The 25,844-nt window shown below is 70.2% G+C and carries 22 protein-coding genes; 8 read left to right on the top strand and 14 right to left on the bottom strand.

What is annotated here, in order from left to right; all coding sequences use genetic code 11:
• Positions 1 to 38: 38 nt before the first annotated feature.
• The 8 genes from ABD235_RS20385 to ABD235_RS20350 form a co-directional block, all read right to left on the bottom strand.
• A complete protein-coding gene (locus tag ABD235_RS20385) occupies positions 39 to 641 on the bottom strand; it encodes a D-sedoheptulose-7-phosphate isomerase (RefSeq protein ID WP_344176302.1) in 603 nt (200 codons plus the stop codon).
• Positions 638 to 1,636, bottom strand: a complete 999-nt coding sequence (locus ABD235_RS20380; protein WP_344176301.1) for an ROK family protein — start codon at positions 1,634 to 1,636, stop codon at positions 638 to 640. The genes ABD235_RS20385 and ABD235_RS20380 overlap by 4 nt, the downstream gene beginning before the upstream one ends.
• Positions 1,637 to 1,645: 9 nt before the next feature.
• Positions 1,646 to 2,512 (bottom strand): carbohydrate ABC transporter permease, encoded by an 867-nt coding sequence (locus ABD235_RS20375; RefSeq protein WP_344176300.1) that lies wholly within the window; start codon positions 2,510 to 2,512, stop codon positions 1,646 to 1,648.
• Positions 2,512 to 3,483 (bottom strand): carbohydrate ABC transporter permease, encoded by a 972-nt coding sequence (locus tag ABD235_RS20370; protein WP_344176298.1) that lies wholly within the window; start codon positions 3,481 to 3,483, stop codon positions 2,512 to 2,514. The genes ABD235_RS20375 and ABD235_RS20370 overlap by 1 nt, the downstream gene beginning before the upstream one ends.
• Before the next feature lie 4 nt (positions 3,484 to 3,487).
• Entirely contained in the window at positions 3,488 to 4,855 is a 1,368-nt protein-coding gene (locus tag ABD235_RS20365; protein ID WP_344176296.1) for an ABC transporter substrate-binding protein, read from the bottom strand.
• 235 nt (positions 4,856 to 5,090) lie between these two features.
• A complete protein-coding gene (locus tag ABD235_RS20360) occupies positions 5,091 to 6,146 on the bottom strand; it encodes a LacI family DNA-binding transcriptional regulator (protein WP_344176294.1) in 1,056 nt (351 codons plus the stop codon).
• Positions 6,147 to 6,209: 63 nt separating this feature from the next.
• Entirely contained in the window at positions 6,210 to 7,898 is a 1,689-nt protein-coding gene (locus ABD235_RS20355) for an alpha-amylase family protein (protein WP_344176292.1), read from the bottom strand.
• Positions 7,899 to 7,930: 32 nt separating this feature from the next.
• On the bottom strand, positions 7,931 to 9,694 hold the full coding sequence (locus ABD235_RS20350) for an MBL fold metallo-hydrolase (RefSeq protein WP_344176290.1): 1,764 nt from the start codon (positions 9,692 to 9,694) through the stop codon (positions 7,931 to 7,933).
• Positions 9,695 to 9,877: 183 nt separating this feature from the next.
• Between ABD235_RS20350 and ABD235_RS20345 the strand changes: the two genes are divergently transcribed.
• From ABD235_RS20345 to ABD235_RS20310, 8 genes are read left to right on the top strand one after another with little or no spacing between them, the layout of a single operon-like run.
• Positions 9,878 to 11,512, top strand: a complete 1,635-nt coding sequence (locus ABD235_RS20345) for a carbamoyltransferase family protein (protein WP_344176288.1) — start codon at positions 9,878 to 9,880, stop codon at positions 11,510 to 11,512.
• On the top strand, positions 11,509 to 12,987 hold the full coding sequence (locus tag ABD235_RS20340; protein ID WP_344176286.1) for an HAD-IIIA family hydrolase: 1,479 nt from the start codon (positions 11,509 to 11,511) through the stop codon (positions 12,985 to 12,987). Before ABD235_RS20345 ends, ABD235_RS20340 begins: the two co-directional genes overlap by 4 nt.
• A complete protein-coding gene (locus tag ABD235_RS20335) occupies positions 12,984 to 13,988 on the top strand; it encodes a glycosyltransferase family 9 protein (protein ID WP_344176284.1) in 1,005 nt (334 codons plus the stop codon). The genes ABD235_RS20340 and ABD235_RS20335 overlap by 4 nt, the downstream gene beginning before the upstream one ends.
• Positions 13,985 to 14,944 (top strand): glycosyltransferase, encoded by a 960-nt coding sequence (locus ABD235_RS20330; RefSeq protein WP_344176282.1) that lies wholly within the window; start codon positions 13,985 to 13,987, stop codon positions 14,942 to 14,944. Before ABD235_RS20335 ends, ABD235_RS20330 begins: the two co-directional genes overlap by 4 nt.
• Positions 14,941 to 16,152 (top strand): glycosyltransferase, encoded by a 1,212-nt coding sequence (locus ABD235_RS20325; protein WP_344176279.1) that lies wholly within the window; start codon positions 14,941 to 14,943, stop codon positions 16,150 to 16,152. Before ABD235_RS20330 ends, ABD235_RS20325 begins: the two co-directional genes overlap by 4 nt.
• 37 nt (positions 16,153 to 16,189) lie before the next feature.
• The gene (locus ABD235_RS20320; RefSeq protein WP_344176276.1) at positions 16,190 to 17,566 is read left to right on the top strand and encodes a PfkB family carbohydrate kinase; all 1,377 of its coding nucleotides are present in this window, start codon (positions 16,190 to 16,192) and stop codon (positions 17,564 to 17,566) included.
• Positions 17,566 to 18,267, top strand: a complete 702-nt coding sequence (locus tag ABD235_RS20315; RefSeq protein WP_344176274.1) for an SDR family oxidoreductase — start codon at positions 17,566 to 17,568, stop codon at positions 18,265 to 18,267. Before ABD235_RS20320 ends, ABD235_RS20315 begins: the two co-directional genes overlap by 1 nt.
• Positions 18,264 to 19,178, top strand: a complete 915-nt coding sequence (locus ABD235_RS20310) for a glycosyltransferase family 9 protein (protein WP_344176269.1) — start codon at positions 18,264 to 18,266, stop codon at positions 19,176 to 19,178. The genes ABD235_RS20315 and ABD235_RS20310 overlap by 4 nt, the downstream gene beginning before the upstream one ends.
• On the opposite strand, the gene ABD235_RS20305 is transcribed toward ABD235_RS20310, so the two are convergent.
• The 6 genes from ABD235_RS20305 to ABD235_RS20280 form a co-directional block, all read right to left on the bottom strand.
• A complete protein-coding gene (locus ABD235_RS20305) occupies positions 19,126 to 20,076 on the bottom strand; it encodes a UDP-glucuronic acid decarboxylase family protein (RefSeq protein WP_344176267.1) in 951 nt (316 codons plus the stop codon). The two genes, ABD235_RS20310 and ABD235_RS20305, sit on opposite strands and share 53 nt — an antisense overlap.
• 51 nt (positions 20,077 to 20,127) lie before the next feature.
• Positions 20,128 to 21,960, bottom strand: coding sequence for a CheR family methyltransferase (locus ABD235_RS20300; protein WP_344176264.1), 1,833 nt, complete (start codon positions 21,958 to 21,960; stop codon positions 20,128 to 20,130).
• Positions 21,961 to 21,969: 9 nt separating this feature from the next.
• Positions 21,970 to 22,761, bottom strand: a complete 792-nt coding sequence (locus tag ABD235_RS20295) for an ATP-binding protein (protein WP_344176262.1) — start codon at positions 22,759 to 22,761, stop codon at positions 21,970 to 21,972.
• Positions 22,758 to 23,765 (bottom strand): chemotaxis protein CheB, encoded by a 1,008-nt coding sequence (locus tag ABD235_RS20290; protein WP_344176260.1) that lies wholly within the window; start codon positions 23,763 to 23,765, stop codon positions 22,758 to 22,760. Before ABD235_RS20290 ends, ABD235_RS20295 begins: the two co-directional genes overlap by 4 nt.
• 55 nt (positions 23,766 to 23,820) lie before the next feature.
• Positions 23,821 to 24,213 (bottom strand): STAS domain-containing protein, encoded by a 393-nt coding sequence (locus tag ABD235_RS20285; RefSeq protein WP_344176259.1) that lies wholly within the window; start codon positions 24,211 to 24,213, stop codon positions 23,821 to 23,823.
• Positions 24,214 to 24,377: 164 nt separating this feature from the next.
• Positions 24,378 to 25,751 carry an LVIVD repeat-containing protein gene (locus ABD235_RS20280; protein WP_344176257.1) on the bottom strand — a complete coding sequence of 458 codons (1,374 nt, stop codon included), beginning with the start codon at positions 25,749 to 25,751 and terminating at the stop codon, positions 24,378 to 24,380.
• Positions 25,752 to 25,844 lie beyond the last annotated feature (93 nt).

The following is a 25,844-nucleotide window of genomic DNA, read 5'->3' as shown; positions in this document are numbered from 1 at the left end:
CTCGCCTGCTGCCCTTCCGGTGTGTTGGTGTGGTGAGGTCAGTCGGCCGGGTCCGGATCGGTGCCGACTGCCCAACGGTCGACCAGCTCACTGATCAGGTGCAGGGCGAGCACGTGCATCTCCTGGATCCTGGCCGTCTCCTCGGCCGGTACGACGACCGCCAGGTCGGCGGACGCCGCCAGCTCGCCGCCGCGGCTCGAGGTGAACGCCACCGAGCAGGCACCCTTCGCCCGCGCGGCAGCCAGACCCTTTACTACCGTAGGGGAAGTGCCCGACGTGCTGAAACCCACCACCATGTCGAGCGGCCGGGCCAGTGCCTCGATCTGGCGGGAGAAGACGTCGTCGTACGAGTAGTCGTTCGCGACGCAGCTGGTGACGGCCGCGTCGCCGACGAGGGCCACCGCGGGGAGCGGGCGTCGTTCGCGCAGGTACCGGCCGATCAGCTCGCCGACCAGGTGCTGGGCGTCGGCCGCGGAGCCGCCGTTGCCGTACGTGTACAGCACACCGCCGGCCGCGAGCCGGCGGATGAGTTCGTCGGCGACGGCCTGCACCTGCGGCAGGCAGTCGCGCATCGCGGTGGTCACCTCGGCGTGCCGGTCCAGCTGCGTATGCAGCAGCCGTTCGACCTGAAGCTCGGTCATGCGTCGCCTTCCTGGGTGTTGTCGGTCGAGATGCGGTGGAACGCAATAGCCGCCGCCCCGAGCACGCCGGACCGGTCGCCATGACGACTCAGTACGACGTCGCAAGCCTTCGCCGCCGGCGGCATCGCCTGCCGGAGCGCGGCCTCACGCACAGGAACCAGCAGCTGATCGCCGGCGCGGGTCACCCCACCCCCCAGCACCACCAGGTCCGGCTCGCAGACGTTGATGATCACCGCCACCATCCGCCCGAGCATCGCGGTCGTCTCATCCCAGACAGCCACCGCCAGCTCATCCCCAGCCCGAGCATGCTCGGCGACGTCCCGCGCCGTCAGCTCCGTCACGGAGGTCAAAGAAGAAGTTCTTTGGCCAAGAGCTTCTTGGGCTCGGCGGGCTATGGAGGTGCCGGAGACGTACGCCTCGGCGCAGCCTTGGGCGCCGCAGCCGCAGGGGCGGCCTTGCCAGTCGACTACTACGTGGCCGAGTTCGCCGCCTTGGCCGGCGGCGCCTTGGAAGAGTTCGCCGTTGATGACGACGCCGCCGCCGAAGCCGGTGGAGACGGTGAGGTAGACCAGGCTGCGGACGCCCCAGCCGCCCCAGCGGTGCTCGGCCAGTGCCGCCGCGCTCGCGTCGTTCTCGACGTACGCCGGGAGGCCGAGGCGCTCGGTCACCAGCCTGCCCAGGGGGACCTCGTCCCAGCCGGGGAGGCCGGGTGGGCCGAGGATCACACCGGTCGCCGGATCCAGAGGCCCGCCGCAGCCGATGCCTACGGCAACGACCTCGGGGTGCCCCGCTTCGGCCATGGCCTTCTCGCCGAGATCCAGCAGCCGGCTGACGGCCGCGTCGGGACCCTCGTGCACGGCGGTCTCGATGGTGCGGAACGACTGCACGGTGCCGTCGGCCCGGACCACCCCGGCGGCGAGCTTGGTCCCGCCCACGTCCAGCGCGAGCACGGAAGGAGCGGCTGCCGAAGAGGTGTGCACGAAAGGATCGGACATGGCGCGCGGTCAGCCCTTCTGCGCGGTGGTGGCCACGCCGTCGAGGATGTAGCGCTGGCCGAAGGCGAACAGCACGATCATCGGGACCACCGCGATCACGCTGGCCGCGATCGCGATCTCCCACTCGTAGTGCCCGGACAGCGCGAACGCGTCGATGATCGACTTCAGGCCGCGCGGCATCGTGAAGTAGTCCGGTGTCTGCAGGTAGATCAGCGGTTTCATCAGGTCCGACCAGCTGGCCTTGAACTCGAAGACGAAGACGATCACCAGCGCGGGTTTGCACAGCGGGAACGCGATCCGGCGGAACATCCCGAGGTACCCGCACCCGTCCACCCGAGCGGCCTCGAACAGTTCCCGCGGGATGCCGAGGAAGAACTGCCGCAGCAGGAACACGTAGAACGCCGAGCCGAACAGGTTCTGCGCCCACAGCGGGATCTGGGTGTCGATCATGCCGAGCTTGTTCCAGATCAGGTAGACCGGGATCATCGTCACCGCGCCGGGCAGCATCATCGTCGACAGCAGGATGCCGAACAGCACGTTGCGGCCGCGGAAGCGGAAGTAGGCGAACCCGAACGCGACCAGCGCGCTCGACAAGGTGACGGCCGCGGCCGCCATGAAGCCGACCGTCAGCGAGTTCACCAGCCAGCGCATCACCGGTGCGGTGTCGAAGACCCGCGCGTAGTTGTCCGGCTGGAAGACCTCCGGGATCAGCCGGTTGTCGAAGACCTGCGACCGTGGCTTCAGTGACGCGCTGACCAGCCAGACCAGCGGGTACACGAACGCGAACGTGGCCAGCACCAGGAAGACCAGGAACGGCAGCCGCTTCCAGGGGAATCTCGCGAGCACGCCCGGGGCGGGCGCTGTCGTCGTCGCCATCACCGCTCCCCGTGGTAGTAGACGTAGCGGTTGCCGATCCGGAACTGCAGGAAGGTGATCAGCAGGATGATCACGAACAGCAGCCAGGCCATCGCCGAGGCGAAGCCCATCTTGAAGAACTGGAAGGCGTTCTGGAACAGGTAGACCATGTAGACCAGCGACTCCTCCGAGGCCGACGCCTTCTGCTGCGGCCCGTAGAACATCGTGTAGGCCTGGTCGAACATCTGCATCGCCGCGATCGTGTTGGTGATCACGGTGAAGAACAGCGCCCCGGAGATCATCGGCACGGTGATCCGGAAGAACTTCGTCAGCGGTCCGGCGCCGTCCAGGTCGGCCGCTTCGTACAGCTGCTTCGGTACGCCGTTGAGCGCGGCCAGGTAGATCACGACCGTGCCGCCGAGCGTCCACAGGCTGACGACGGCCAACGACGGTTTCAGCCAGTTCGGGTCGGTGGTCCAGTTCGGTCCGTTGATCCCGACCCAGCCGAGCACCTTGTTCACCAGGCCCTGCTGGCCGTTCAGCAGCAGCAGGAACATCGCGCCGGCGGCGACCGCGGGCGTCATCTCGGGCAGGTAGAACGCGGTCCGGAAGAAGCCGCCGGCCTTGCCGACGCGCATCAGCATCATCGCCAGCACCAGCGCGAAGACCGTCCCGAGCGGGACGAACAGCGCGGCGTACACGAACGTGTTGCTCAGCGACTTCAGCACCCGTGGGTCGTCGAACAGCTCGCGGTAGTTCTCCAGGCCGACCGCCTTCGGGGCCTGGATCATCTGGTAGTCGGTGAACGACAGCACCAGGCTGGCGATCATCGGACCGGCGGTGAAGATCAGGAACCCGATCACCCAGGGCGAGACGAAGGCCCAGCCCGCCCGGTCCTCCTGGCGGGCCAGCGGGCTGCGTCGCGGACGACGGCCGCGCCGGACGGGCTCGGCCGCCCCGTCCGTCGCGACCTGCTCGATCGTCGCCGTCATCGGATCAGCCCTGGCTCGCCTTGTCGAAGGCGGCCTTCGCCTCGGTCTGGGCCTGGTCGAGCGCCGCCTGCGGAGTCGCCGTTCCGCCGAGGGCCTTGCCGACCGCGTTCTTCCAGGCCGCGTCGATCTCGGCGCCGGCCGGGGACGGGTTCAGCGACTTGGCCTTGTCCAGGACGGAGTAGTAGTTGTTGATCGCCTGGTCGAAGCCGGCGTCGCCGGACGGCTTGAGGTACTTGGCCTTGATCTCCTCGTCGGCCACCTTGTTGCCGGTGAACAGCCCGGTGAAGAAGCTCTTGTCCTTGGTCACGGTCTGCATCCGCGCCTCGGCCGCCTTGTTCCAGGTCTCCACCGACGTCATCGTCTTGGCCCACTTGCAGGCGGCGTCGAAGTTCTTCGCGCCCTTCGGGATCGCCCAGGCCGAACCGCCGAGGGTGCTGATCGGCTGACCCTGCCGGTCGGTGAACGGGGTGGAGGCCAGCTCCAGGCCGTTCTTGCGGGCGTCCAGCAGCACGTTGACGTACCAGTTCTCGATCGGCATCACGCCGAGCTGGTCTTGAGTGAACTGGTTCTTCTCGCCGAAGATGTCGAAGGTGTCGCGGAAGGTCTTGAAGTTCGACCAGCCGCCCTGGTCCTGGACCAGCTTGATCGCGTAGGTGAGGGCCTCGACGGCCTTCGGGTCGTTCAGGTTCGGTTCGCCGCCGGGCTTGACCAGCTCGGCGCCGTTGTTCATCGCCCAGAGCGGGAAGAAGTCCGGCATCCGCGGGTCGAAGCCGATCCGGGCCGGGCGGCCGCCCTTGGCCTTGTAGAGCTTCTTCGTGGTCTGCTCCAGCTTGTCCCAGTCGGTGGTCTGGATGTCGGCGGTCTGGACGCCGGCCGACTTCAGGGCCTTGCCGTTGATCAGGTTCGCGGTGACCGTGTAGAACTCCGGGATGCCGTAGGTCTTGTCCTTGAGCTTGACCTCGTTCAGCGCGGCCTCGCGGTACTGGCTGGTATCGATTTCATTGCTCGCGATGCAGTCGTCCAGCGGTTGGACGGCGCCCTTGGCGGCGTAGGTGCCGATCAGGTTGCGGGCCATGTAGACGAGGTCCGGCGGGTTCCCGCTCGACACCGCGGTGAGGAACTGCTGGGCGTCGAAGTCGCCCTTGTTGTTCTTCACCGTGACGCCCGGATAGGCCGCCTTGTACGCCGCGATGCGGGACTGGGCGACCTCGTCCTCGCCGCTGAAGCCCATCACGTTCAGCGTGCCGGACGGCGTGGTCTCGGCGGACCCGGTGTCACTGCCCCCGGAGTCGTCCTTGTTCCCGACGCCCGCGCAGGACGTCAGCGCCAGTGCGCTCGCTGCCAGCACCACGGGCAGGCGGAGATGCTTCATTGCGGGCTCCTTACCTCACAGGGGAACGACTCCGTGGGGAAATGTGGCATCGATGCCACACTCGATGCCAGGCACCGTATGCGTGCGGCGGAGAAACCGTCAAGGCGTCGTGCGCTCTGTTCTTGACAACGAGGCGCCGGTACCCACCGCGGTCGCGGTTATGCGCCTCCGCGAGGGCGCGGGTGAACGCTCCGGAGCAGGTGGCGGAACCGGGCCCTCGAGAGCCCGGCGCGGCTCAGCCCTTCGGGACCGGTCCGGTCGAACCGCGAACGATCAGCTGCGGCGCGACCCGCACGATCCGGCGCCGCGGGGGCAGCTCGCCGCGGATCCTGGCCAGCAGCAGGCGGGCGCAGTTCCGGCCGAGGTCGACGGTGTGCTGGTCGACCGTGGTCAGCGCCGGCTGGACCAGCGACATCCACGGCACGTCGTCGTACGCCGCCAGGCTCAGCTCGCGGGGAACCTTGGTCCGGCGTTCCTTGAGCTCGGCCAGCGCGCCCTGGGCGAGCACGTTGTTCGCCGAGATGATCGCCGTGACGTGCTGCTCGTTGAGCAGCCGCCGGGTGGTCTCCTGCGCGGCGCCGGCGTCGAAGCTGGTGAACGCGATCAGGTTCTCGTCGACCTCGAGGTCGTGGTCGGCGTGCGCGGCCCGGAAGCCGGCCAGCCGTCCGGCGCCGGTGGACCACTTGGTCTCGTCGATCAGCAGGCCGATCCGGGTGTGGCCGAGGCCGATCAGGTGCTCGGTCAGCTCCCGGGCACCGGCCTTGTTGTCACTCAGGACGACGTCGCTGCCGGACCGGCCCAGCTCGCGGTCCGCGCACACCACGTGCACCCCGTTGTCCTGCAGGATCCGCGGGCACGCGGCGGTCACCGGCGTGACGATCACGCCGGGGACCCGCATCGCCAGCAGCGTCTCCGCGGCCCGCATCTCCTCGGCCGGATCGCCGTTGTCGTTGACCAGCACCATCTGGTACTCCGCCGCCCGCAGTTCCTCCTCGATCCCGGCCGCGAGGTCGGCGTAGAAGGGGTTGCGCAGGTCGGAGATCAGCACGCCGATCGACGTCGACGACCGGCTCCGCAGGTTGCGCGCGTTGTGGTCGAGCACGTAGCCGATCTTGGCCGCCGCGGCCCGGACCCGGTCGCGCACGTCCGGAGACGCGTAACCACGAGTGTGCAGTGCGCGGGAAACGGTTGACGGCGAAACCCCGGCCTCGCGGGCCACGTCCTGGACGGTCGGGCGCCGGACCGCCTCCCCTGGACGCGGACTCCGTGCCTGCTGCCCCCGCGGGTTCATGGGGCGCAGTCTAGGGCGTGTCGCCCGATTCCCGCCCAGGCGTGCCCGGCCGCGGCGCCTGGGCTACCCGCGCGCCGCCGTGCCGAAGGTCCGCCAGCTGTCCTGGATGGCGGCGAAGTCGTCGGGCCCGAAATCGTGCCGGTCGACGTCGGTGCCGTCGACGTAGTACAGCGCCGGAACGCCCAGGCCGTGCTGGATCTTCAGGTACTCACGCCACTCCGCGTGGCTCGGCATCATCCAGCCGTCGGTGTCGATGCCGAGCTCCGGGCAGGCGGCCTTGACCACTCCGGCCCGGTACGTCATGTGCCGTCCGACGTAGCCCAGCTCGGCGTACTCCGAGGCCCGCAGTACGTCGTTCAGCCGGATCATGTCGGTCACGTCGACGAATGCCGGGTTCGGGGTGTGGGTGACCACGAGCGCGTCCGGCTTGATCCGCTTGGCGGTGTCGTAGACCAGCCGGAGCTGCTCGTGCAGCAGTGCGGTGCCCCAGCGGGAGCCGCTGTGCCGCAAGGACGCACCGGACGGCGTCCTGGCGGTGAAGTCGATCTTGAAGCCGTCGGCGTCCAGCCCGTCCGGCGACAGCATGTACTCCACGGCCTGGGTGATCAGGTCTCGCCCGGCCGGCGCTTCCGGATCGAGTCCGACCGGCAGGCCGGCGGCGTCGGTGATGCAGGCCTCGGCCGGTGCGCCCTCCTCGTCCCAGGCCTTCCACCACAGCAGGACGCGCTGCCCGGCCGCGTGCCGCTTGTCGATCCAGCCCCGGAGGTCCGGCCACTTGACCGGGTCCGGACGGCAGGTCGCGTACTCCTGCTGCCACTTGTCGTCGATCACCACGGTCTGCGGCACGATGCCCTGGCCCGCCAGGGTCTCCAGGAACCTGTCGTAGTTGAGCTGCGTGGCCAGCGGCTGCGGCGCCTGGTCGGTCCGTGCGGCGATCGCGCACTGCGCGCCCCACCCGCAGAAGATCGTCCCCTGCCACCAGTCCTGCTGGTCCGCCGTACGACGCGGTACGACGCCGTACTCGTCCAGGAGGGCCCGGTGGCGGGCGACCACGTCCTCCGGATCGGTGCCGCCGAGGTGCAGCACCAGCAGCGGCGTACGGAACGAGCCCTCGACGGCGGTGTGGCCCTCGTAGTCGAGGCGAAGTGAGAAGCCGCCGGTGACCGGGGCGTAGTGATAGTTGGTGAAGGTCTGCTCGCCGATGGGCGCGACCACACTCAGCCCGAACCACTGGGCGGAGTCCGGAGTCACCGCGAAGCACCACGGCGCCGGCGAGAAGAGCCAGCGTTCGATACCCGGCTCGCTGCCTTCCCCGCACGGGCCGATGGTGGCCGGCTCCAGCGCGTCGCGGATCACGCGGGTCGGGTGGTCAGGGTTCGGCGACCAGGCCTGGGTGAGGTGCGATCCGCTGGGCAGGAAACCGCGCGGTGTCCGGCGGCCGCCGAGCAGGTGCAGGTCGGTGATCCGGCCGGTGCCGGTGACGGTGGTGGACGACTCGATCCGGTCCGGCAGGAAGCGGGTCGTGGTGACTCTGGTGTCCCACACCGTGCTCCGGCTGGTGGCCGTCAGCACCAGTTCACCGGGGCGCCGGGTCTCCGAGACCACGATCTCGCCGTAGGTCTCGTCCACGCCCGCGACGGTGTCCACCGAGCTGTGCAGCCGCAGCGCGAACCAGGGACGGCCGTCGAGCCCGTGCACGGCCGCGTAGGCCTTGGCGACGTTGACCTCGACCACGTAGGTGCCGATGTTCACAGGATTCCTTTCGCCGTTCGGGGCGGTGAAGTTCAGGGCAGGCGGACGTCGACGAGAGCTTCGGCCTGCTGGCCGAGGTACCGGCCGTCGCGGGTGACCGCCGCGGCGATCCGGGCCCGGCGGACCGGCGCGGCCACTTCGGCAACCACCAGAAAACGCTGGTCGTCGAGCTGTTTACAGGTCCAGCCGGTGGGTACCACCAACTGCGTGGAGTCTGCCGATTCCACGGTCAGCTCAAAAGGCTCACCGGCGACCGCATCCACTCGGTACGGCGTGATGCGCGTCCGTCCGCCGAAGACCGGGTCCTCCGGCTGGAGTGCCGCGCGGTGGGTCCGGGCGACTTCGGCTCCGACCCGGGCGAGTTCGTCCAGGTACTCCTGGTCGACCTGCCGCGGGTGCCAGTGGCCGGCGATCATCAGGTCCGGTTTTAGCCGCTGGTACAGCGCGGCGGACGCGGCGTAGTCGTCCGGCCGGAACAAGTTGGCGTACTGGAAGTTGGGGATCTCCGAGATCACGCCCGGCTCCCACAGACCGGTCTGCTGGTCGCCGGTGGCCAGCACGCGGTGTCCGTCGGCGGTGAAGCCGATGGCCGAGGCGTAGAGCGTGTGCCCGGGCAGCGCATGGAAGTCCAGCTCGTACTCGCGCCACCGAACCGTCGTACCGTCCGGAACGTGCTTCTCGCACGGGATCGGGTCGTACCAGAGGCAGGGCAGGTCCTGGTCCGCCGGGTTCTCCAGTACGCCGGCCACCGCCGTGGACGCCCAGACCTCGGTGCCCTCCACCTCACGCAGCAGGTTGAAGGAGGCCACGTGGTCGTCGTGGTAGTGCGTCGGCACCGCCACCTCGACCTTCTCGATGCCGTAGTCGCGCCGCAGGGCTCGCAGGCTCGGCAGCCACGGCCGCACGGTGTACCGCGCACCGCCTGGCGGCGTACCGGTGGTCAGGTCGTAGCCGTAGTCGATGACCAGTGCGGTGCCGGCATCGCTGAGCAGGACGTAGCTGCGGGACTCGCTCGTCCGGTTCATCAGCAGGTGCGGACTGAGCTGCTCGAAGGGATGGTCCAGCTTGCTGAGCAGATCGGAGGAAGCGCCGGTTCGGACCCTGTAGAGCTCGGCCAGCGTGTGGCAGGTCTCCTCCACCGCGTACGGCGGGTCGTACATCGGATCGCCGTGGCTGGGGAGCAGAACCGTCGGCTGGTGATCGAGCAGCAGGACGAGTGAGGCCCTGGTGAGTGCCGCGCCTTCCATGCCGACGTACGACCACTGGAGTGCGGCGGCCGACCAGACCTTGCCCGGGCTGTGCAGCAGGTCGCCGACGAAGGCCTGTCCGTCGATCAGGTACGTCACGCTGCCGGGGGTGTGGCCGGGAGTCGGGACCGTGGTGACCTCGGCGTGGCCGATCTGCCGCGTGCTGTAGTCCTTCATCACTCCGGTGATCGGCACGGACTCCAGCAGAGAGAAGCGGTCCAGGCGCAGGTCGTAGTTGTTGACCACGGTCCGGCGCTGCCAGTGGGCGTCCACGTCGTCGATCAGCCCCGCCTCGTTCTCCGGGACCCAGATCCGCGCACCTGCCGCGGCCAGCGCCGGCAGCCCCTCCACCTGGTCGCGGTGGTGGTGGGTGACGATCACGTCGGTGACCCGGTCGACGCCGAACCGGTCCAGGTGCTCCAGCCAGCGGCCGGAGCCGGCGTCGACGGCGACCGCCGTCCGGCGGTGCGGGTCGATCAGCAGGTACACCACGCAGGTGTCCTCGACGGCTAGCACGTCCGGGCCGACGGTCCGACTGGCGAAAGTCATCTCCCAAGCCTAAACACCGCTGGTAGGTGGTTGACCAGCGGGTGTGAGATCGATTCCACATCGAGACGAAGCGCTGCTCTCAGTAGCGCTTCCGGGGGGGAGCGGAAAAAGAGGCGCTACTCCCTGCGTACGAGTGCCGAACCGGGGTACCGCAGACGCGGTCCACGTCTCAGGAGGTGCAGGATGCGGGTTCTCGGTGTCAACGCCGTCTTCCACGATCCTTCCGCGGCACTCGTCGTCGACGGACGGATCGTCGCGGCGGCGGAGGAGGAACGGTTCAGCCGGCGCAAGCACGGGAAACGACCGGTGCCGTGGTCGACGTGGGAGCTTCCCGAGCAGTCGATTCGCTGGTGCCTGGACGATGCCGGGCTGAAACCTGAGGACATCGACGTGGTTGGGTACTCCTTCGACCCCGGCCTGTGCGTGGATCTGGACGGTCTGGGCCTCACGGACCCCGGCGACGCCGTACGGACCGACTACGCCCGGCGTGCGCCACGCTTCCTCGCCGCCGCGCTGCCGGGACTCGACCCCGACAAGGTGCAGTTCGTGCAGCACCACGTCGCGCATGCCGCGTCGGCCGGCCTGGCGGCGCCGTACGAGCAGAGTGCTTGCCTGGTGCTCGACGGACGCGGCGAACGCGCCTCGCACCTGGCCGGCCGGTACGACGGGCCGAAGCTGGAGGTACTGGCCGCGCAGGACCTGCCGCACTCGCTGGGACTGCTGTACGAGGACCTGACCGAGCACCTCGGCTTCCTGCGCTCCAGCGACGAGTACAAGGTGATGGCGCTGGCGTCGTACGGCAAGCCGCGTCATCTCGCGGACTTCCGCGAGCTGGTCCGGGCGACGGACGGCGGCGGTTTTGTCACCGAGAAGATCGACTGGGCCGCCTACGCGCCGAAGGTCGCGCCGGGCGACTCCCTGGGCGACGCGCATGCCGACCTGGCCTGCAGCGTGCAGCGCCGGCTCGAGGAGGTGCTGCTCGACCTGGCCCGCTGGCTGCACGAGCAGACCGGCGCCAAGGCGCTGACGATGGCCGGTGGGACAGCGCTGAACTGCGTCGCGAACTCCGTACTGTCGCGCAGCGGTCCGTACGAGCACGTCTGGGTGCAGCCCGCCGCCGGAGACGCCGGTACGTCGCTGGGCGCCGCCCTGCACCTGAGTGCGTCGGAGGGGCGGCCGGAACCGATGGCCACTCCTGCTCTGGGCCGTGGGTTCAGCGACGAGGAGCTGGCCGCGCGGCTCCGGCAGGCGGCACTGCCGTTCGAGACGCCGCGTGACCTGGCGGCCGTGGTCGCACAGGCGCTGGCCGACGACCAGATCATCGCGTGGTTCCAGGGCCGGGCCGAGTACGGGCCGCGGGCGCTCGGGCACCGCTCGCTGCTGGCCCACCCGGGGCGCAAGGAGAACCTCGAGCGGCTCAACGACATCAAGGGTCGTGAGCAGTTCCGGCCGGTCGCTCCACTGGTGCTGGCCGACCGGGCCGCGGACATCTTCGACGGGCCGCTGCCGAGTCCATACATGCTGTTCGTGCACGACGTCGCGCCGGCCTGGCAGGACCGGATCCCTGCTGTCGTGCACGTCGACGGCACAGCGCGGATCCAGACGGTGGACCGGGCCGACGAGCCGCTGGTGGCCCAGCTGCTGGAGGAGTTCGAGCAGCGCACCGGTCTGCCCGTGTTGGTCAACACCAGCCTGAACATCGCCGGCCGTCCGATGGTGGACAGCCCGCACGACGCGCTCGAGCTGTTCGGCGCGGCCCCGGTCGACATGCTGGTGCTCGGCCCGCACGTCGTACGGCGCGCAGGGTCGTTCCGGTGACCAGCTGGTCAGTGGTCGTTCCGACCGTCGGCCGGCCGTGCCTCACCGACCTGCTGGCTGACCTGGCTCGCCAGCAGGTCCAGCCGGACGCGGTGTACGTCGTCGACGACCGGCCGAGTCCGGAGACTCCACTCGACGTCGGTACGGCAGACGTGGTCGTACTGCGCGGTGGCGGGCACGGTCCGGCAGCGGCGCGCAACACCGGCTGGCGGACTGCCTCGACGGAGTGGATCGCCTTCCTGGACGACGATGTGCGACTGCCTGCCGACTGGTCCGAGCTGCTGGTCGAGGACCTTCGGCAGCAGCCCGACCTTGTGGCCGCCGTCCAGGGGCGGATCGTCGTACCGCGAGCGGCCGGGCGCCGGCCGACGGACTGGGAGCGCAGTACGGCCGGGCTGGAGAACGCCAAGTGGGCAACGGCCGACATGGCCTACCGGCGGGCTGCGCTGGAGGAGGTCAGCGGGTTCGACGAACGGTACCCGCGGGCCTACCGCGAGGACGCAGAGCTGGCCTTGCGCGTACGGCGGCACGGCTGGCGCCTGGTCCGAGGTCGGCGGCACGTGAATCATCCGGTCCGCCAGGAGAACTTCTGGGTCAGTGTGCGGGTGCAACGCGGGAACGCCGACGACGCGCTGCTTCGCGCGGTCTACGGCAGGCACTGGCGCGAACTGGCCGAGTGCCCGCCCGGCCGCTTCAAGTGGCACCTGGCAACGGTTGCGACAGCTGGAGTCGCCCTCGTCGGAGCCCTACTCGGTCGGCGCCGTACGGCGGCCGCCGGGCTGGCCGGGTGGCTCGCCCTGACGGCCGACTTCGCCTGGCGGCGGATCGCTCCCGGCCCCAGGACCGGCGACGAGCTGCGACGGATGACTGTGACGTCGGCGGTCGTGCCCTTCGCAGCCGTCCGGCACCGGCTGCGTGGATGGCGTCAGCACCGAGGCAGCGTCGAGTGGCCCGGCCCGGCGCGGGCGGTGCTGTTCGACCGGGACGGGACGCTCGTCGACGACGTGCCCTACAACGGCGACCCGACGAAGGTCGTGCCCGTACCTGGGGCGGAAGCCGCTGTCGCGCGGCTCCGGAAGGCCGGACTGCGAATCGGCGTTGTGACGAACCAGTCCGGCATCGGACGCGGACTGATCAGCGCGGCGGACGCCGACGCGGTGAACCGGCGCATCGACGAACTGCTGGGCCCGTTCGACACCTGGCAGCTCTGCCCGCACGTCGCGAGTGACGGCTGCGACTGCCGCAAGCCCGCCGCGGGGCTGGTGGTCGCCGCGGCCGAGCAGCTCGGCGTACCGCCTGAGCAGGTGGTGGTGGTCGGAGACATCGGCTCCGACATCGCCGCGGCGCGGGCCGCGGGTGCGCGGTCGGTGCTGGTGCCGAACGGGAGGACGCGGCTCGAGGAGATCGAGCAGGCCGACATCGTCGCGCCGGATCTCGGTGCGGCAGTGGACCACGTGCTCGGCGGGCAGCGATGAGAACGGTCCTTATCTGCCGGCTCGACAACGACGGCGACGTCCTGCTGGCGGGCCCGGCGATCCGTGCGGTGGCTGCCACGGATCGCGTGGTGCTGCTGGTCTCGCCGTCGGGCGAGCAGGCGGCGCGGCTGCTGCCGGGCGTTCACGACGTCTTCGTCTGGCCTTGCCCGTGGACCGGTTTCGACCCGCCCGCCGTCGATCCCGTCAGCGTCGGCACGCTCGTCGACGCGCTGCGGCTGGCCAGGATCCACCGGGCACTGATCCTCACGTCGTTCCACCAGAGCCCGTTGCCGATGGCCTTGCTGCTGCGGATGGCCGGGATCGGGTGGATCGGCGCGGCGAGCGTGGACTATCCCGGTTCGCTGCTGGACCTGCGGCACCATCCCGAGCCGGGCCACGAGGTCGAGCGGGCGCTGTCGCTGGCCCGTGCGGCCGGGTACGACCTGCCGCAGGACGATCCCGGCCACTTGGCCGTACGACGCCCGCTGCCTAGCCAGTCGTTGCTGGAGGCCCCTTTCGTCGTGGTTCACCCGGGCGCGTCGGTCCCGGCGCGCGCTCCGGGCGTCGAGGCCGCGCGCGCGACGGTGCAGGCCTTGGTTGCCGACGGCCACCAAGTCGTGGTGACCGGATCGGCGCAGGAACAAGAGTTGACCGCCGAGGTGGCCGCAGGTGGTGGCATCGACCTCGGCGGACGGACCGGCTACCGAGAGCTGGCCGCTGTACTGGACGCCGCGGCGTGCGTCGTGGTCGGCAACACCGGCCCGGCTCACCTCGCCGCGGCGGTCGGTACGCCGGTGGTCTCGCTGTTCGCCCCGGTGGTCTCCGCTGACTCCTGGGCGCCGTGGGGCGTGCCCAGCGTGCTGCTGGGTGACCAGCAGTCGCCGTGCGCCGGCACCCGCGCCCGCGTCTGCCCGGTGCCCGGGCACCCCTGTCTTGACGGCATCCCGGCCGACGAGGTCGTGGTCGCCGTACGCAAGCTGATCGAGGAGGTGGCCGGATGAGAGTCCTGGCCTGGCACGTTCACGCCGCCTGGATGACGTCGTTCGTCCAGGGGCCGCACGACTACTTCGTACCGGTACTGCCGGACCGTGGCCCCGACGGTCTGGGCCGCGCGCAGACCTACGACTGGCCCGACTCGGTGCGGGAGGTCACGCCCGAGCAGGTACGCACCGACGAGTACGACGTCGTACTGCTGCAGCGGCCGAGCGAGGTGGAGCTGTTCGAGCGGTGGTCCGGCCGGTCGGTGGGGGAGCACGGGGTCCCGGCCGTGTACGTCGAGCACAACACCCCCCGCGGCGACGTGAACGACTGGATCCACCCGCTGGCCAAGCGCTCCGACATCCCGGTGGTCCACGTGACCGAGTTCAACCGGTCCATGTGGGACAACGGCGTCGCACCGACCGTCGTGGTCGAGCACGGCGTACCGGACTACGGCTATCGCTACACCGGTGAGCTGGACACCCTGGTGGTCTCCGTCAACGAGCCGGTACGCCGGTGGCGGGTGGCCGGCACCGATCTGGTCGCCAGGATCGCCGAGCAGGTGCCGGTGAGCGTCTACGGGATGAAGACCGACGAGCTGACGGGCCGGATCACCAGCGGTCTGGCCGGAGTCGACAACCTGTCGCAGGACGAGCTGCACGACCAGATGGCGAAGCACTTCGGCTACCTGCATCCCTACCGCTGGACGAGTCTCGGCCTGTCGCTGATCGAGGCGATGACGCTCGGCCTGCCGGTGCTCGTGCTGGCGGCGACGGCTGCTCCGGAGGCGGTGCCGGCCGAAGCCGGGGTGGTCAGCTCCGACGTGGAGCTGCTGGGCCGGACCGCACTGAGATGGCTGGCCGATCCGGACGAGGCGCGGGAGACCGGGCAACGGGCTCGGGAGCATGCGCTCCAGCACTTCGGTCTCGGCCGGTTCCTGGACGACTGGGAGCGACTGCTGAAGGAGGTGGCCCGATGAGGATCGCGATGGTGTCGGAACATGCCAGCCCGCTGGCCGTCCTGGGGACGGCCGACGCGGGCGGGCAGAACGTCCACGTTGCCGCGCTGGCCTCCGCGTTGGCGGCGCGAGGACACTCGGTGGAGGTCTACACGCGGCGCGACGGGACTGAGCTGCCGGAGCGCGTACCGCTCGACGACGGCGTCGAGGTGGTTCACGTGCCGGCCGGTCCACCGGAGCAGCTGCCCAAGGACGAGTTGCTGCCGTACATGGCCGAGTTCGGCGACTGGATGGCCGAGCGGTGGGCGGCCGGGCCGCCTGATGTGGTGCACGCGCACTTCTGGATGTCCGGTGTGGCCTGCACCCGCGCCCGGCGTACTGTGCCGGTCCCGTTCGCACAGACCTTCCATGCGCTGGGTGTGGTCAAGCGACGTCACCAAGGCGCGCAGGACACCAGCCCGGCCGAGCGGCTGGAGCTGGAGGCCGGCTTGGCCCGGCAGGCCGACGCCGTCATCGCCACTGCGACCGACGAGGTCCGGGAGCTGCTGGCACTCGGCGCACCGGCGCAGACCATGCACGTGGTGCCCTGCGGTGTCGACCCGGCGCTGTTCGCCGACGACTCCGTCGAGGACGGCTGGTGGCAGGGCCGAGGCGGACGCATCCTCTCGCTCAGCCGACTGGTCGAGCGCAAGGGCGTCGACACGGTGATCGCCGCGCTGGTGGAGCTGCCGGACGCCGAGCTGGTGATCGCCGGTGGGCCCGCGGGCGCCGCGTTCGACTCCGACGACGAGGTACGCCGGTTGCGCGCCAAGGCTGAGCTCTACGGGGTGGCCGACCGGGTTCGCCTGGTCGGTTCCGTTCCGCGCGACCAGGTGCCGGGGCTGCTGCGCTCCGCGGACGTCGTGGCGTGCACACCGTGGTACGAGCCGTTCGGCATCGTGCCGCTGGAGGCGATGGCGTGTGGACGACCGGTGGTCGGGTCGGCCGTGGGTGGGCTGCTGGACACGGTGGTCGACGGGGTCACCGGTGTGCTCGTCCCGCCGCGCGATCCGGAACGGCTGGCCGTCGTACTGGGTGAGCTGCTGGCTGATCCGCAGCGTCGTACCGAGCTCGGACAGGCCGGTGCGCGGCGGGTGGCCGAGCGCTACACCTGGGCGAAGGTTGCCGAGGACACCGAACGGGTCTACGAGCGGCTGACTGCTCCGCTGACCGCTGGACGGGGGCGTTGATGGCCCGCCACGCAACTCCGAGCAGGGAGGTGAAGGCATGAACGTCCGAGTCGTGGTGATCGGTGACGTCCTGCTGGACCGGGACATCGACGGGGACGTGGACCGTGTCTGTCCGGACGCTCCGGTGCCGGTGCTGGAGATCGGCACTGTCAACGAGCGTGCCGGCGGGGCCGGTCTGGCCGCGCACCTGCTGGCCCGGCCCGGCATCGAGGTGCGACTGCTGACCGCGCTGGCCGACGACGAGCCGGCCAAGAGGCTGACCGCGTTGCTGACCGAGCGGGTTGCGGTGACGTCGATCCTGACCGCGTCCGGCACCCGCTGCAAGACACGGGTTCGCAGTGCCGGGCAGTCCCTGCTGCGCCTCGACGTGGAGCCGGGCGCCGACCCGTCGGACGTGCAGGAGCCGTGTGACGTCCAGGCGTTGGAGGAGGCGCTGGAGGAGGCCGATGCCGTGCTCGTGTCCGACTACGCCGGCGGTGTGGTCAGCCACCCGGACGTTTACCGCGTACTGCGGCGCTGGGCCTCGCAGCGCGCCTTCGTCTGGGACCCGCACCCACGTGGAGCGGTGCCGGTTCCCGGCGTCACGCTGGCCACGCCCAACCGGTCCGAGGCGCGGCACTTCTGCGACGTACCGGGCGAGCCGGACCAGATGGTGGTGCGCCTGCGCGAGCAGTGGCAGGCCTGGGGCGTTGCCGTGACCGACGGCGGCAAGGGCGTCTTCACGGCGTCCGGCGGCGGACCGGCGGTGTTCACTCCCACGCCTTTCGAGCACCACGGTGACAGCTGCGGAGCCGGCGACCGCTTCGCGGGCACGGTCGCGGCCGAGCTCGGCAGTGGCGCAACGGCCAGGGACGCGGTCGAGCGCGCGGTCGACGACACAGCCGCCTGGCTGGTCGCCGGTGGAGTGTCCGCCACTCCGGACTCCGGCACGCGAGCCTCCTGGACCAGCTCGTACGACGACGCCGCCGGTGTCATCCGGCGAGTGCATGCCGAAGGCGGTCTGGTCGTCGCGACCGGTGGCTGCTTCGACGTCCTGCACGCCGGGCACATCGCCAGCCTGGAGGCGGCCCGGAAGCTGGGCGACGCGCTGGTCGTGCTGGTCAACTCCGACAACAGCATCCGCCGGTTGAAAGGCCCCGGCCGACCGGTCAACTCGCTGGACGACCGTTGTCAGGTTCTGCGGTCGCTGCGCTGCGTGGACGCTGTCGCGGTCTTCGACGGGGACGACCCGTGCGAGCTGCTGGACGAGCTGCGCCCGGACATCTGGACCAAGGGCGGTGACTACACCGCCGACATGTTGCCGGAGACCCCTGTGGTGGACAGCTGGGGCGGCCGCGTCGTACTCGTGCCCTACCTGGCCGGCCGGTCCACCACCTCCATCCTGAACCGCTCACTCGAGGAGAGGACCCTGTGATGACCGAGCCGATGACCAACGCGCTGTCCTGCGTCGCGGTGACCGGAGGCTCCAGCGGCCTGGGCGCCGCTGTGGTCCGGGCCGTGCGCAAGAGCGGCGGGACAGCGGTCGTACTGGACCGGCGGAAGCCTGAGGAGGAAGGGCCGTTCGTCGAAGTGGACCTGTCCGACCCGGCCGCCGCGGAGCCTGCACTGGCTGCCGCGGAGGAACAGGTCGGCCCCCTGACCGGTGTGGTCACCGCGGCCGGGACCGACGCTTGCGGTCAGATCACCGACGTGTCGTTGGAGGACTGGGTCCGGGTGATCTCGGTCAACCTGATCGGTACGGCGGCGATCGCGCGGGCCGCGGTCCCGCGGCTCGAGCGGACCCACGGCCGGATCGTCACGATCGGGTCCACGCTGGGACTGCGGGCGCTCAGCGACGCGACGGCGTACTGCGCGTCGAAGTTCGGCGTCGTCGGCTTCACCCGGGCGCTCGCGGTGGAGACCGCGGGACGGGTGGGCGTGACCCTGCTGGTCCCGGGTGGCATGCGGACCGCCTTCTTCGACGGCCGCCCGGAGCAGTACAAGCCCGGTCCGGACGCGATGCTCAACGATCCGGACGTCGTCGCCCAGACCATCGTCTACGCGCTCTCGCAGCCGCCCGGGGTGGAGATCCGGGAGCTGGTGGTGACGCCGTCGGTCGAGCCGTCCTGGCCGTGACCGTCCTCGCCCTGCGCGCCCTCGGTCTGGGCGACGCACTGACCGGCGTACCGGCTCTGCGTGGTCTCAAACGGCTCTACCCAGACCGGCCGCTGGTGCTCGCCGGACCGGAGACGGTGTCGAGTTGGCTCCAGCGGCAGGGAGTGGTCGACGCGGTGATCCCCACCGCTGGACTGACCGGCCCGCCACCTGGCCGGGCCCTCGGTTCGCACCTGGCCGTCAACCTGCACGGGCGAGGGCCTGAGAGCCACCGGCTGCTGCTGGACGGCGGACCCGAGGAGCTGATCGGCTTCGACTGCCCGGACCTCGGATTCCGCCGTACGACGGTGTGGCGGGCCGACGAGCACGAGGTGGACCGCTGGTGCCGACTGGTCCGCGACGCCGGGGGCTCATGCTCACCGGAGGACCTGCGGCTCGACGTACGGGTTGAGGCCTCGGGTGCTGTCCTCGTTCACCCAGGTGCGGCCAGCGTGGCGCGGCAGTGGCCTCCCGACCGGTGGGTTGCTGTCGTCACTGCTCTGCAGGACGCCGGCCGACCCGTGGTCGTGACGGGCGGTCCGGCCGAGCAGGAACTCTGCCGCCTGGTCAGCAAGCCGACCGGCTGCGAGGATCTCAGCGGCCTTCTCGACCTCGACTCGCTGGCCGAGACCGTTGCCGGCGCGGAACTGCTGATCAGCGGCGACACCGGGGTCGCCCATCTGGCCACAGCCGTCGGTACGCCGACCGTGACGTTGTTCGGGCCGACTCCACCGACGCTGTGGGGACCGGCGATCGACCCGGACCTGCACACCGTCCTTTACCGCGGCACCGCGCCGGGCGATCCGCACGCGGACCGCCCGGACCCGGCGCTGCTGGCCATCACGGTTCAGGAAGTTCTGGCTCCGTGCGGAACCACGCAACCGTGTCGCTGAGCCCTTCCCGCCAGTCGATCGCGGGCTTCCAGCTGAGCAGCTTCTCGGCCAGCGTCGTGTCCGGCCGCCGGACGCCGGGGTCGTCGACCGGACGGTCCACGAACTCGATGGTCGAGCGGGAACCGGTCGCGGCGATCACGTCCTGGGCGATCCGCAGCACCGACCGTTCGTCGGGGTTGCCGATGTTGACCGGGCCCGGGTGCGGGCTCGCCGCCAGCCGCAGGATGCCGTCGACGGTGTCGCTGACGTGGCAGACCGACCGCGTCTGGCTGCCGTCGCCGGCCACGGTCAGCGGTTCGCCGGCCAGGCCCTGCCGGATGAACGTCGGGATCGCGCGGCCGTCGTTCGGGCGCATCCGCGGGCCGTAGGTGTTGAAGATCCGGACGATCGCGGTGTCCACGCCCTCGGCGTCGCGGTACGCCGTCGTCAGGGCTTCGGCGTACCGCTTCGACTCGTCGTACACGCCGCGTGGTCCGATCGGGTTCACGTGACCCCAGTAGTCCTCGGGCTGCGGGTGCACCTGCGGGTCGCCGTACACCTCCGAGGTGCTGGCCAGCAGGAACCGGGCGCCCTTCTCCTTGGCCAGGCCGAGCGCGTGCCAGGTCCCGATCGCACCGACCTTGAGGGTCTGGATCGGCAGCCGCAGGTAGTCGATCGGCGAGGCCGGACTGGCGAAGTGCAGGACCAGGTCGACCGGGCCGGGCACGTGCACGAACTCCGTCAGGTCGCACCGGGTCAAGGTGAAATCGGGATGCTCGAGCAGGTGCGCGACGTTCTCCGGCTTTCCGGTGAGGAAGTTGTCCAGACAGGTCACCCGGTGCCCGTCATCGAGAAGTCGTTCGCACAGGTGACTGCCGAGGAACCCGGCGCCACCGGTCACCACCGCGTGGATCTGCATGCGTTCGGGTACCCCGGGCAAGGTGCCGCAAACGCAACCAGGGCAGGGTTTTCAGTCGACGGTCTCCATCACCAGCAGGACCCCTCGCTGACCGCCGTCCGGGCGTAGCAGAGCGCTGCAGAGCAGCCGGACGGTGATCGACCGGCCACGCCGGTTGACCGCGTCGATGCGGGCCTCGGGTGGTGCGCCCGGGGTTTCGAGCGCCGATCGCAGCAGCGGCCGCAGCACCTCCGACGGCAGGCCGACGTCCAGGTTGAGCAGGTGCCGGCCCTCGGCCTCGTCCCGGCGTACGCCCCACAGCTCCTGGGCCGCCGCGTTCCAGGCCAGCACCAGGAGGTCGGTGTCGACGACGATCACCCCGGCCGTGAACGCGGTCATCACCGCCTCGAGGAAGTCGTTCACCTCGTTCAGCTCGGTACTGCGTTCGCGGACCGCTTCGTTGATGATCTGCAGCTCGTCGTTGGTCGACTGCAGCTCCTCGTTCATCGTCTCGAGCTCTTCGTTGGTGGACTGGAGCTCCTCGTTGGTGGTCTCCAGCTCCTCCACCGTGGACTGCAGTTCCTCGTTGGTGGTCTCGAGCTCCTCGTTCGTCGACTGCAGCTCGGCGTTCGTGGTCTCCAGCTGGCGGTTGACCCGGTCGACCTCCAGCCGCAGCGCGCGGGTGGCGCTGACGTCGTGGAACACCACCGAGACCCCGAGCAGATCGTTGCCATCGGCCACCGGATTGAGGTGCACCTCGAACCAGTGCACGACCCCGCCCGGCCGGTTGTACTCGACCTCGGAGACGCGGATCGGCTTGCGTTCGGCCAGCACCTGGTCGAGATGGCTGCGCAACGACAGCGGCTGGTACGACACCTCCAGCTCGCGGATCGGGCGGCCGAGGTCACGCCGGGACAGGCCGAACAAGGTCGCGGCCTGGTCGCTCAACAGCGCCAGGTTGTCGTCGGCACCGACCACCAGCTGGGCGATCGGGCTGGCCGCGAAGGCCTGCTCGTGCAGCCGCTCGGCCAGGCCACCCGATTCGGCCGGTTCGGAACCGTTGCGTCCGATCGGTGCTGCCCGGTGGGCGAGCCGGCGGAAGATCCGCTGCTTCAGGTCGACCGGCTCGAACAGGCGGCTCCGGCCGAGCAGCATCTCGGCCCGGCCCAGGAACAGCACGCCGCGGGGGACCAGCGCGAAGTGGAACCGGGTCAGCACCCGTTGCTGGGTCTCGCTGTTGAAGTACATCAGCGTGTTGCGGCACAGCAGCAGGTCGACGCGCGAGATCGGCGCGTCCTGGACCAGGTCGTTGCGGCCGAAGATCACCGTCCGGCGCAGGTCGGGATGGAAGACGAACCGGTCGCCGCGCTGCTCGAAGTACGCCGCCCGCTGCTCGGCCGGGACCCCGGTCAGGTCGTTCTCGCCGTACGCCGCCTGCCGGGCCTGGGCGAGCGCCTCGTCATCGACGTCGGTGGCGTAGATCTTCACGCGCTTCAGGTAGTCGTCGATGCCGAGCTCGTCGGCCAGCAGCATGGCCAGCGAGTACGGCTCCTGGCCCGTCGAGCAACCGGTGCTCCAGATCCGTAGCGGGTCACCGGGACTGCGCTCGGCGAGCAGGGCCGGGATCACCTCGGTCCGCAGCTTGTCCCAGGCCTCGGTGTCACGGAAGAAGCTGGTGACGTTGATCAGAATCGTGTTGAACAGCGCGGTGAACTCCTGCGGGTCGACCTGCAGGAGATCGAGGTAGGCCTGGTGGCTCGCGATGCCGACCTGGCTCATCCGGTGCTCGATCCGGCGGAGCAGGCTGCTGCGTTTGTAGCCGCCGAAGTCGAAACCGCGGGACTCGCGCAGGTAGGCGAGCAGGTCCTCGATGCCGTCGTCGGGCCCGGCCGGCTGGTTCGTCACCCCGTCACGCTACTGCCCGTTGCGCCAGCGGTTGTTGATCGCCGCTCTCGCGTCCGGTCCGCGCAGCTTCAACGTCGCCCAGACGACCTTGCCGCCGGTGGAGGTCGGGTTCGCGCCCCACGCGGTGGCCAGCGCGGTGATGATGCCCAGACCGAGTCCGTTCTCCCGGGTGGTGCTCGGTGGCCGCGGGACCGGGAACAGCGGACTGCGGTCGGTGACCGCGACGGTCAGCAGCTGGCGCCGCAGCTCGAGCCGCAGATCGGCGTCGGTGCCGGCGTGCCGGATCACGTTGCCGACCAGCTCGGACACGATCATGACCGCGTCCTCGACCACCTCCTCGCAGTGCCACAGCTCGCAGGTCGCGGCGACGAACCGGCGGGCGACGCCACCGCTGTGCGGGTCGTTGGCCAGCCGCAACCTGGTCAGTTGCCGGACCGGTGGCCGGCTGACCGAGGCGAGCGCGGCGGCCAGGTCGCCGTACACGGGAAGGAAGCGGGCGATCGTCCGCGCGTGCTGCTGGAGCTCGCGGGTGTGGTCGTCGCCGACGACCAGGATCAGCGGCGTGCCCGACCAGTCGGCCGCCTGCCGGGCGACCGCGGCGAACAGGCTGAGCGTGAAGGTCCGGGCCGGGACGAGCGCCTCCAGCAGGACGACGACCGCGGACGGCTGGTCGGCCACGGCCTTCAGCAGGTACGTCCGCAGCTGCGGCCCGGTCGCCACATCCAGAACGCCCGCCGGCCGGACCACCACCGCCTCTCCGACGGTACGTGTTCCGATCTGCAAGGCGCTCGGCCTGCTCATCCGGGGTCACCGTCCTTCGTCGTCTCGGCAGGATCAGTAGTCAGTCGGGCCCGGATCAACCGGGCGGCCGCGTCGGTCTCCTGCCCCGACGCCACGTAGCGCTGCGCCCGGTCCTCGTTGCCGTGGCCGCGAGCCGTGTCCTCCAGCTGCCGGGCCAGCGCCGTCTTCTCGTCCAGGCTCCGTAGGGCGGTCCACAGGGCAGCCTGCATCCGGTGGTCCGCCGTGGCCAGGAGAGCGTCCGCACTCCAGGCATGGCCGGCTTGGCAGCGGAACCCCTCCAGGTCTCCCGCCGGTGCGGACAACGCCCGGCCGCAGTCCGGACAGACCAGACCAGCCGCCTGAGTCACCGACTCCGGCAACGACCCGAGTGCCTCCTGGTACCGCAGCATCGCCCCAGGCCCGTCCGACGCCGGCAGCTCAACCGGTACGGCGAGCAGGCGGGCCAGCTGCTCGCCGATCGCGGCAGCGGGCAGGACGTGGTCGGCGCCTGCTGTGGCCAAGGCGCTGTCCGGCATACCCCGGTACGCCGCGTCGTCGGGGTCCTGCACGATCGCCAGTCCGCCGGACGACCTGATGGCGGCCAGACCGGCAGCGCCGTCGTCCAGTACGCCGGACAGCACCACCCCGACGACCAACGGGCCACGGGCCAGTGCGGCGGACCGGAACAGCGTGTTGACCGCCGGGCGGTGACCGCTCTCGGTCGGGCCGTCCGACAGGACGGTGCAGTCGCCTTCGACCAGCAGGTGGTGATCGGGCGGTGCGACGTACAGGTGTCCGGAGGTGATCGGCGTCCCGTGCTCGGCAGCCGCGGACGGAAGCGGACCGGCGTCGTCCAGGATCGAGCCGAGCACGCTGCTGCCACCCGCCGGCAGGTGAAGTACGACGAGAACCGCGGCGGGCAGGTCGGCGGGCAGACCGGCGACCAGGCTGCGCAACGCCTCGACGCCGCCGGCCGAAGCGCCGATGACCACGAGATCCCGGTACGTGCCCGGCGAGGGGTTCATCGCGGGAAGCCGGCCGCCCTGTTCGTCCCCAGGCGGCTCGTGCACCCCAGCGAGATCATTGCCCGCCGCCACCTTGGCGTTCGGCGTCCTCGACGGAGGCGAAGATCCGGAACTCCTGCCCCAGACCGGTGATCGTCAGCGGCCGGTCGACCGGGCGGCCGACCCCGACCAGGGCCAGCTCGATGCCGTACTGCGTGGCCAGCCGGCGGGCCTCGACGAGGTTGCCGAGGCCGGCCGAGCTGCAGAACGTCACCGCCGAGACGTCGATCAGCACGCTGCGGGCCGGCGGGGCGATCGCCGCCCGGATCGACTCCGAGGCGAAGTCGGTGGTGGCGATGTCGATCTCACCGGACAGCTTGACCAGCACGACCCCAGGGCGAAGCTCCTCGGTCACTGCGTCGAACGTGGTCCTGATCATCTCGCCGTCCTGGGAATCGGGCTGGCTCACGGCGGTCTCTCCCCCGGGCAGCCCCGCGAAACGCCGGTCGGTCCTGGCGTGGTGGGTGACAGCCCTGGGTGTCACCGTATGCCGGATTGCTCCGGGGTCACAATGGCTGTACGGCCAGTGACCCCGGAGCGTGATCTCGGCGCTCAGGCAACGACTGCCTCGAATCAGCGCCGGAAGGCCGGCTGGGTCTGGACGTTCAGCTCCTTCAGCTTGACCCGTTCGGCGGGGTCGGTCCGTCGGTCCTTGATCGTGAACACGTCGAACGCGGTCACCGACTCGGTGCCGTAGATGGCGCCGTTGTAGTAGTAGACCGACCAGTAGCCGCCGAACGAGGCCGGCTCCCGCGGCGGGCGGTCGAAGTACCCGATCTCGTGGGGGTTGGCGGAGTCGGTGAAGTCCCAGACCGAGAAGCCGCCCTGGTACCAGGCCTGGACCATGATGTCGCGGCCCTTGACCGGGATCAGCGAGCCGTTGTGGGACACGCAGTTCTCGTTCTCGGCCTGGTGCCGGTCGATCTTGTAGTAGCTGCGGAACCGCAGCTTGCGGTGCTTGACGTCGAAGATCGCGGTGGCGCCCTTGTCCGGCCCGACCTCGGGGTTGCACTCCGCGCCGCCACCGCCGCCGAGCTCGTCCATGAACACGACCTTGCTGCCGTCGCCGTTGAAGGTGGCGCCGTGCCAGAAGGAGAAGTTCTCCGCGTCCTGCACGACGTCGAGCACCTTCGGCTGCTCCGGCCGGGAGATGTCGAGCAGCACGCCGTCACCCATGCAGGCCGCGGCGGCGATGTTCTTGGCCGGGAACGCGGTGATGTCGTGGCAGCCGCTGGTGGCGTAGCCGGTCTCGCTGCCCGGGAACCCGCCGTCCGGGAACAGCACCGGCGAGGCCACCACGGCGGCCTGCTCGGGGTGCCGCAACGGGACCTTGACGATGTCGATCCGGTCGTTGGGCGGCTGGCAGTCCGGGTACGTCGCGTTCGGGAAGTACGACGAGTTGTAGACGTACACCGAGCGCTTCAGCTTGTCCGGGACCAGCGTGTGGGTGTGCGAACCGCACTTGGTCTCCACGGCCGCGACGTAGCGCGGGTTGCGCGGATCCTTGACGTCGAAGATCTTGATCCCTTCCCACGACTCCTTGATCGTCGGCGACTGCGCGACGCTCTGGCAGGAGTTGTCGCTGCGCGAGGAGTCGGTGCTCAGGAACAGCAGGCCGTCGTAGATGCTGATGTCGTTCTGGCTGCCCGGGCAGGCGACCTGACTGACCAGCTGCGGCTTGGCCGGGTTGGCGATGTCGTAGATCGCGAAGCCGGAGTAGTTGCCGACGTACGCCGTCTTGCCGGCGAACGCGATGTCGGTGTTCACCCCGCCGGCCAGGGGACCGGTCATCGGCACGCTGGCCAGGTGGGTGATGTTGTCGCTCTTGGTCGCGCCGGTGTCCGGGGGAGCGGGGACCTCCGCGGACGCGGCGGCGGACAGGCCGGTCAGGCCGGCGATCAGGGCTACGGAAAGACTGAGACGGGCGAGCGTGCGTGGGCGGCGCATGCCGGGGTCCCTTCTGTTCAGTTGAATCGATCGATTGCCTCAGGGTAGGCGTGATAGACACTGTGGGGAAGCGATTTGCCACGAAGAGTGAGG

Source organism: Kribbella lupini (genome assembly GCF_039529595.1).
GTDB lineage: Bacteria > Actinomycetota > Actinomycetes > Propionibacteriales > Kribbellaceae > Kribbella > Kribbella lupini.
This window is presented reverse-complemented; position numbering and strand designations above follow the sequence as displayed.

Bases quoted from the DNA above. Each gene is read 5' to 3' on its own strand.
- ABD235_RS20385 (WP_344176302.1), bottom strand. From the start codon at position 641: ATGACCGAGCTTCAGGTCGAACGGCTGCTGCATACGCAGCTGGACCGG.
- ABD235_RS20380 (WP_344176301.1), bottom strand. From the start codon at position 1,636: ATGTCCGATCCTTTCGTGCACACCTCTTCGGCAGCCGCTCCTTCCGTG.
- ABD235_RS20375 (WP_344176300.1), bottom strand. From the start codon at position 2,512: ATGGCGACGACGACAGCGCCCGCCCCGGGCGTGCTCGCGAGATTCCCC.
- ABD235_RS20370 (WP_344176298.1), bottom strand. From the start codon at position 3,483: ATGACGGCGACGATCGAGCAGGTCGCGACGGACGGGGCGGCCGAGCCC.
- ABD235_RS20365 (WP_344176296.1), bottom strand. From the start codon at position 4,855: ATGAAGCATCTCCGCCTGCCCGTGGTGCTGGCAGCGAGCGCACTGGCG.
- ABD235_RS20360 (WP_344176294.1), bottom strand. From the start codon at position 6,146: ATGAACCCGCGGGGGCAGCAGGCACGGAGTCCGCGTCCAGGGGAGGCG.
- ABD235_RS20350 (WP_344176290.1), bottom strand. From the start codon at position 9,694: ATGACTTTCGCCAGTCGGACCGTCGGCCCGGACGTGCTAGCCGTCGAG.
- ABD235_RS20345 (WP_344176288.1), top strand. From the start codon at position 9,878: ATGCGGGTTCTCGGTGTCAACGCCGTCTTCCACGATCCTTCCGCGGCA.
- ABD235_RS20335 (WP_344176284.1), top strand. From the start codon at position 12,984: ATGAGAACGGTCCTTATCTGCCGGCTCGACAACGACGGCGACGTCCTG.
- ABD235_RS20330 (WP_344176282.1), top strand. From the start codon at position 13,985: ATGAGAGTCCTGGCCTGGCACGTTCACGCCGCCTGGATGACGTCGTTC.
- ABD235_RS20325 (WP_344176279.1), top strand. From the start codon at position 14,941: ATGAGGATCGCGATGGTGTCGGAACATGCCAGCCCGCTGGCCGTCCTG.
- ABD235_RS20320 (WP_344176276.1), top strand. From the start codon at position 16,190: ATGAACGTCCGAGTCGTGGTGATCGGTGACGTCCTGCTGGACCGGGAC.
- ABD235_RS20315 (WP_344176274.1), top strand. From the start codon at position 17,566: ATGACCGAGCCGATGACCAACGCGCTGTCCTGCGTCGCGGTGACCGGA.
- ABD235_RS20305 (WP_344176267.1), bottom strand. From the start codon at position 20,076: ATGCAGATCCACGCGGTGGTGACCGGTGGCGCCGGGTTCCTCGGCAGT.
- ABD235_RS20295 (WP_344176262.1), bottom strand. From the start codon at position 22,761: ATGAGCAGGCCGAGCGCCTTGCAGATCGGAACACGTACCGTCGGAGAG.
- ABD235_RS20290 (WP_344176260.1), bottom strand. From the start codon at position 23,765: ATGAACCCCTCGCCGGGCACGTACCGGGATCTCGTGGTCATCGGCGCT.
- ABD235_RS20280 (WP_344176257.1), bottom strand. From the start codon at position 25,751: ATGCGCCGCCCACGCACGCTCGCCCGTCTCAGTCTTTCCGTAGCCCTG.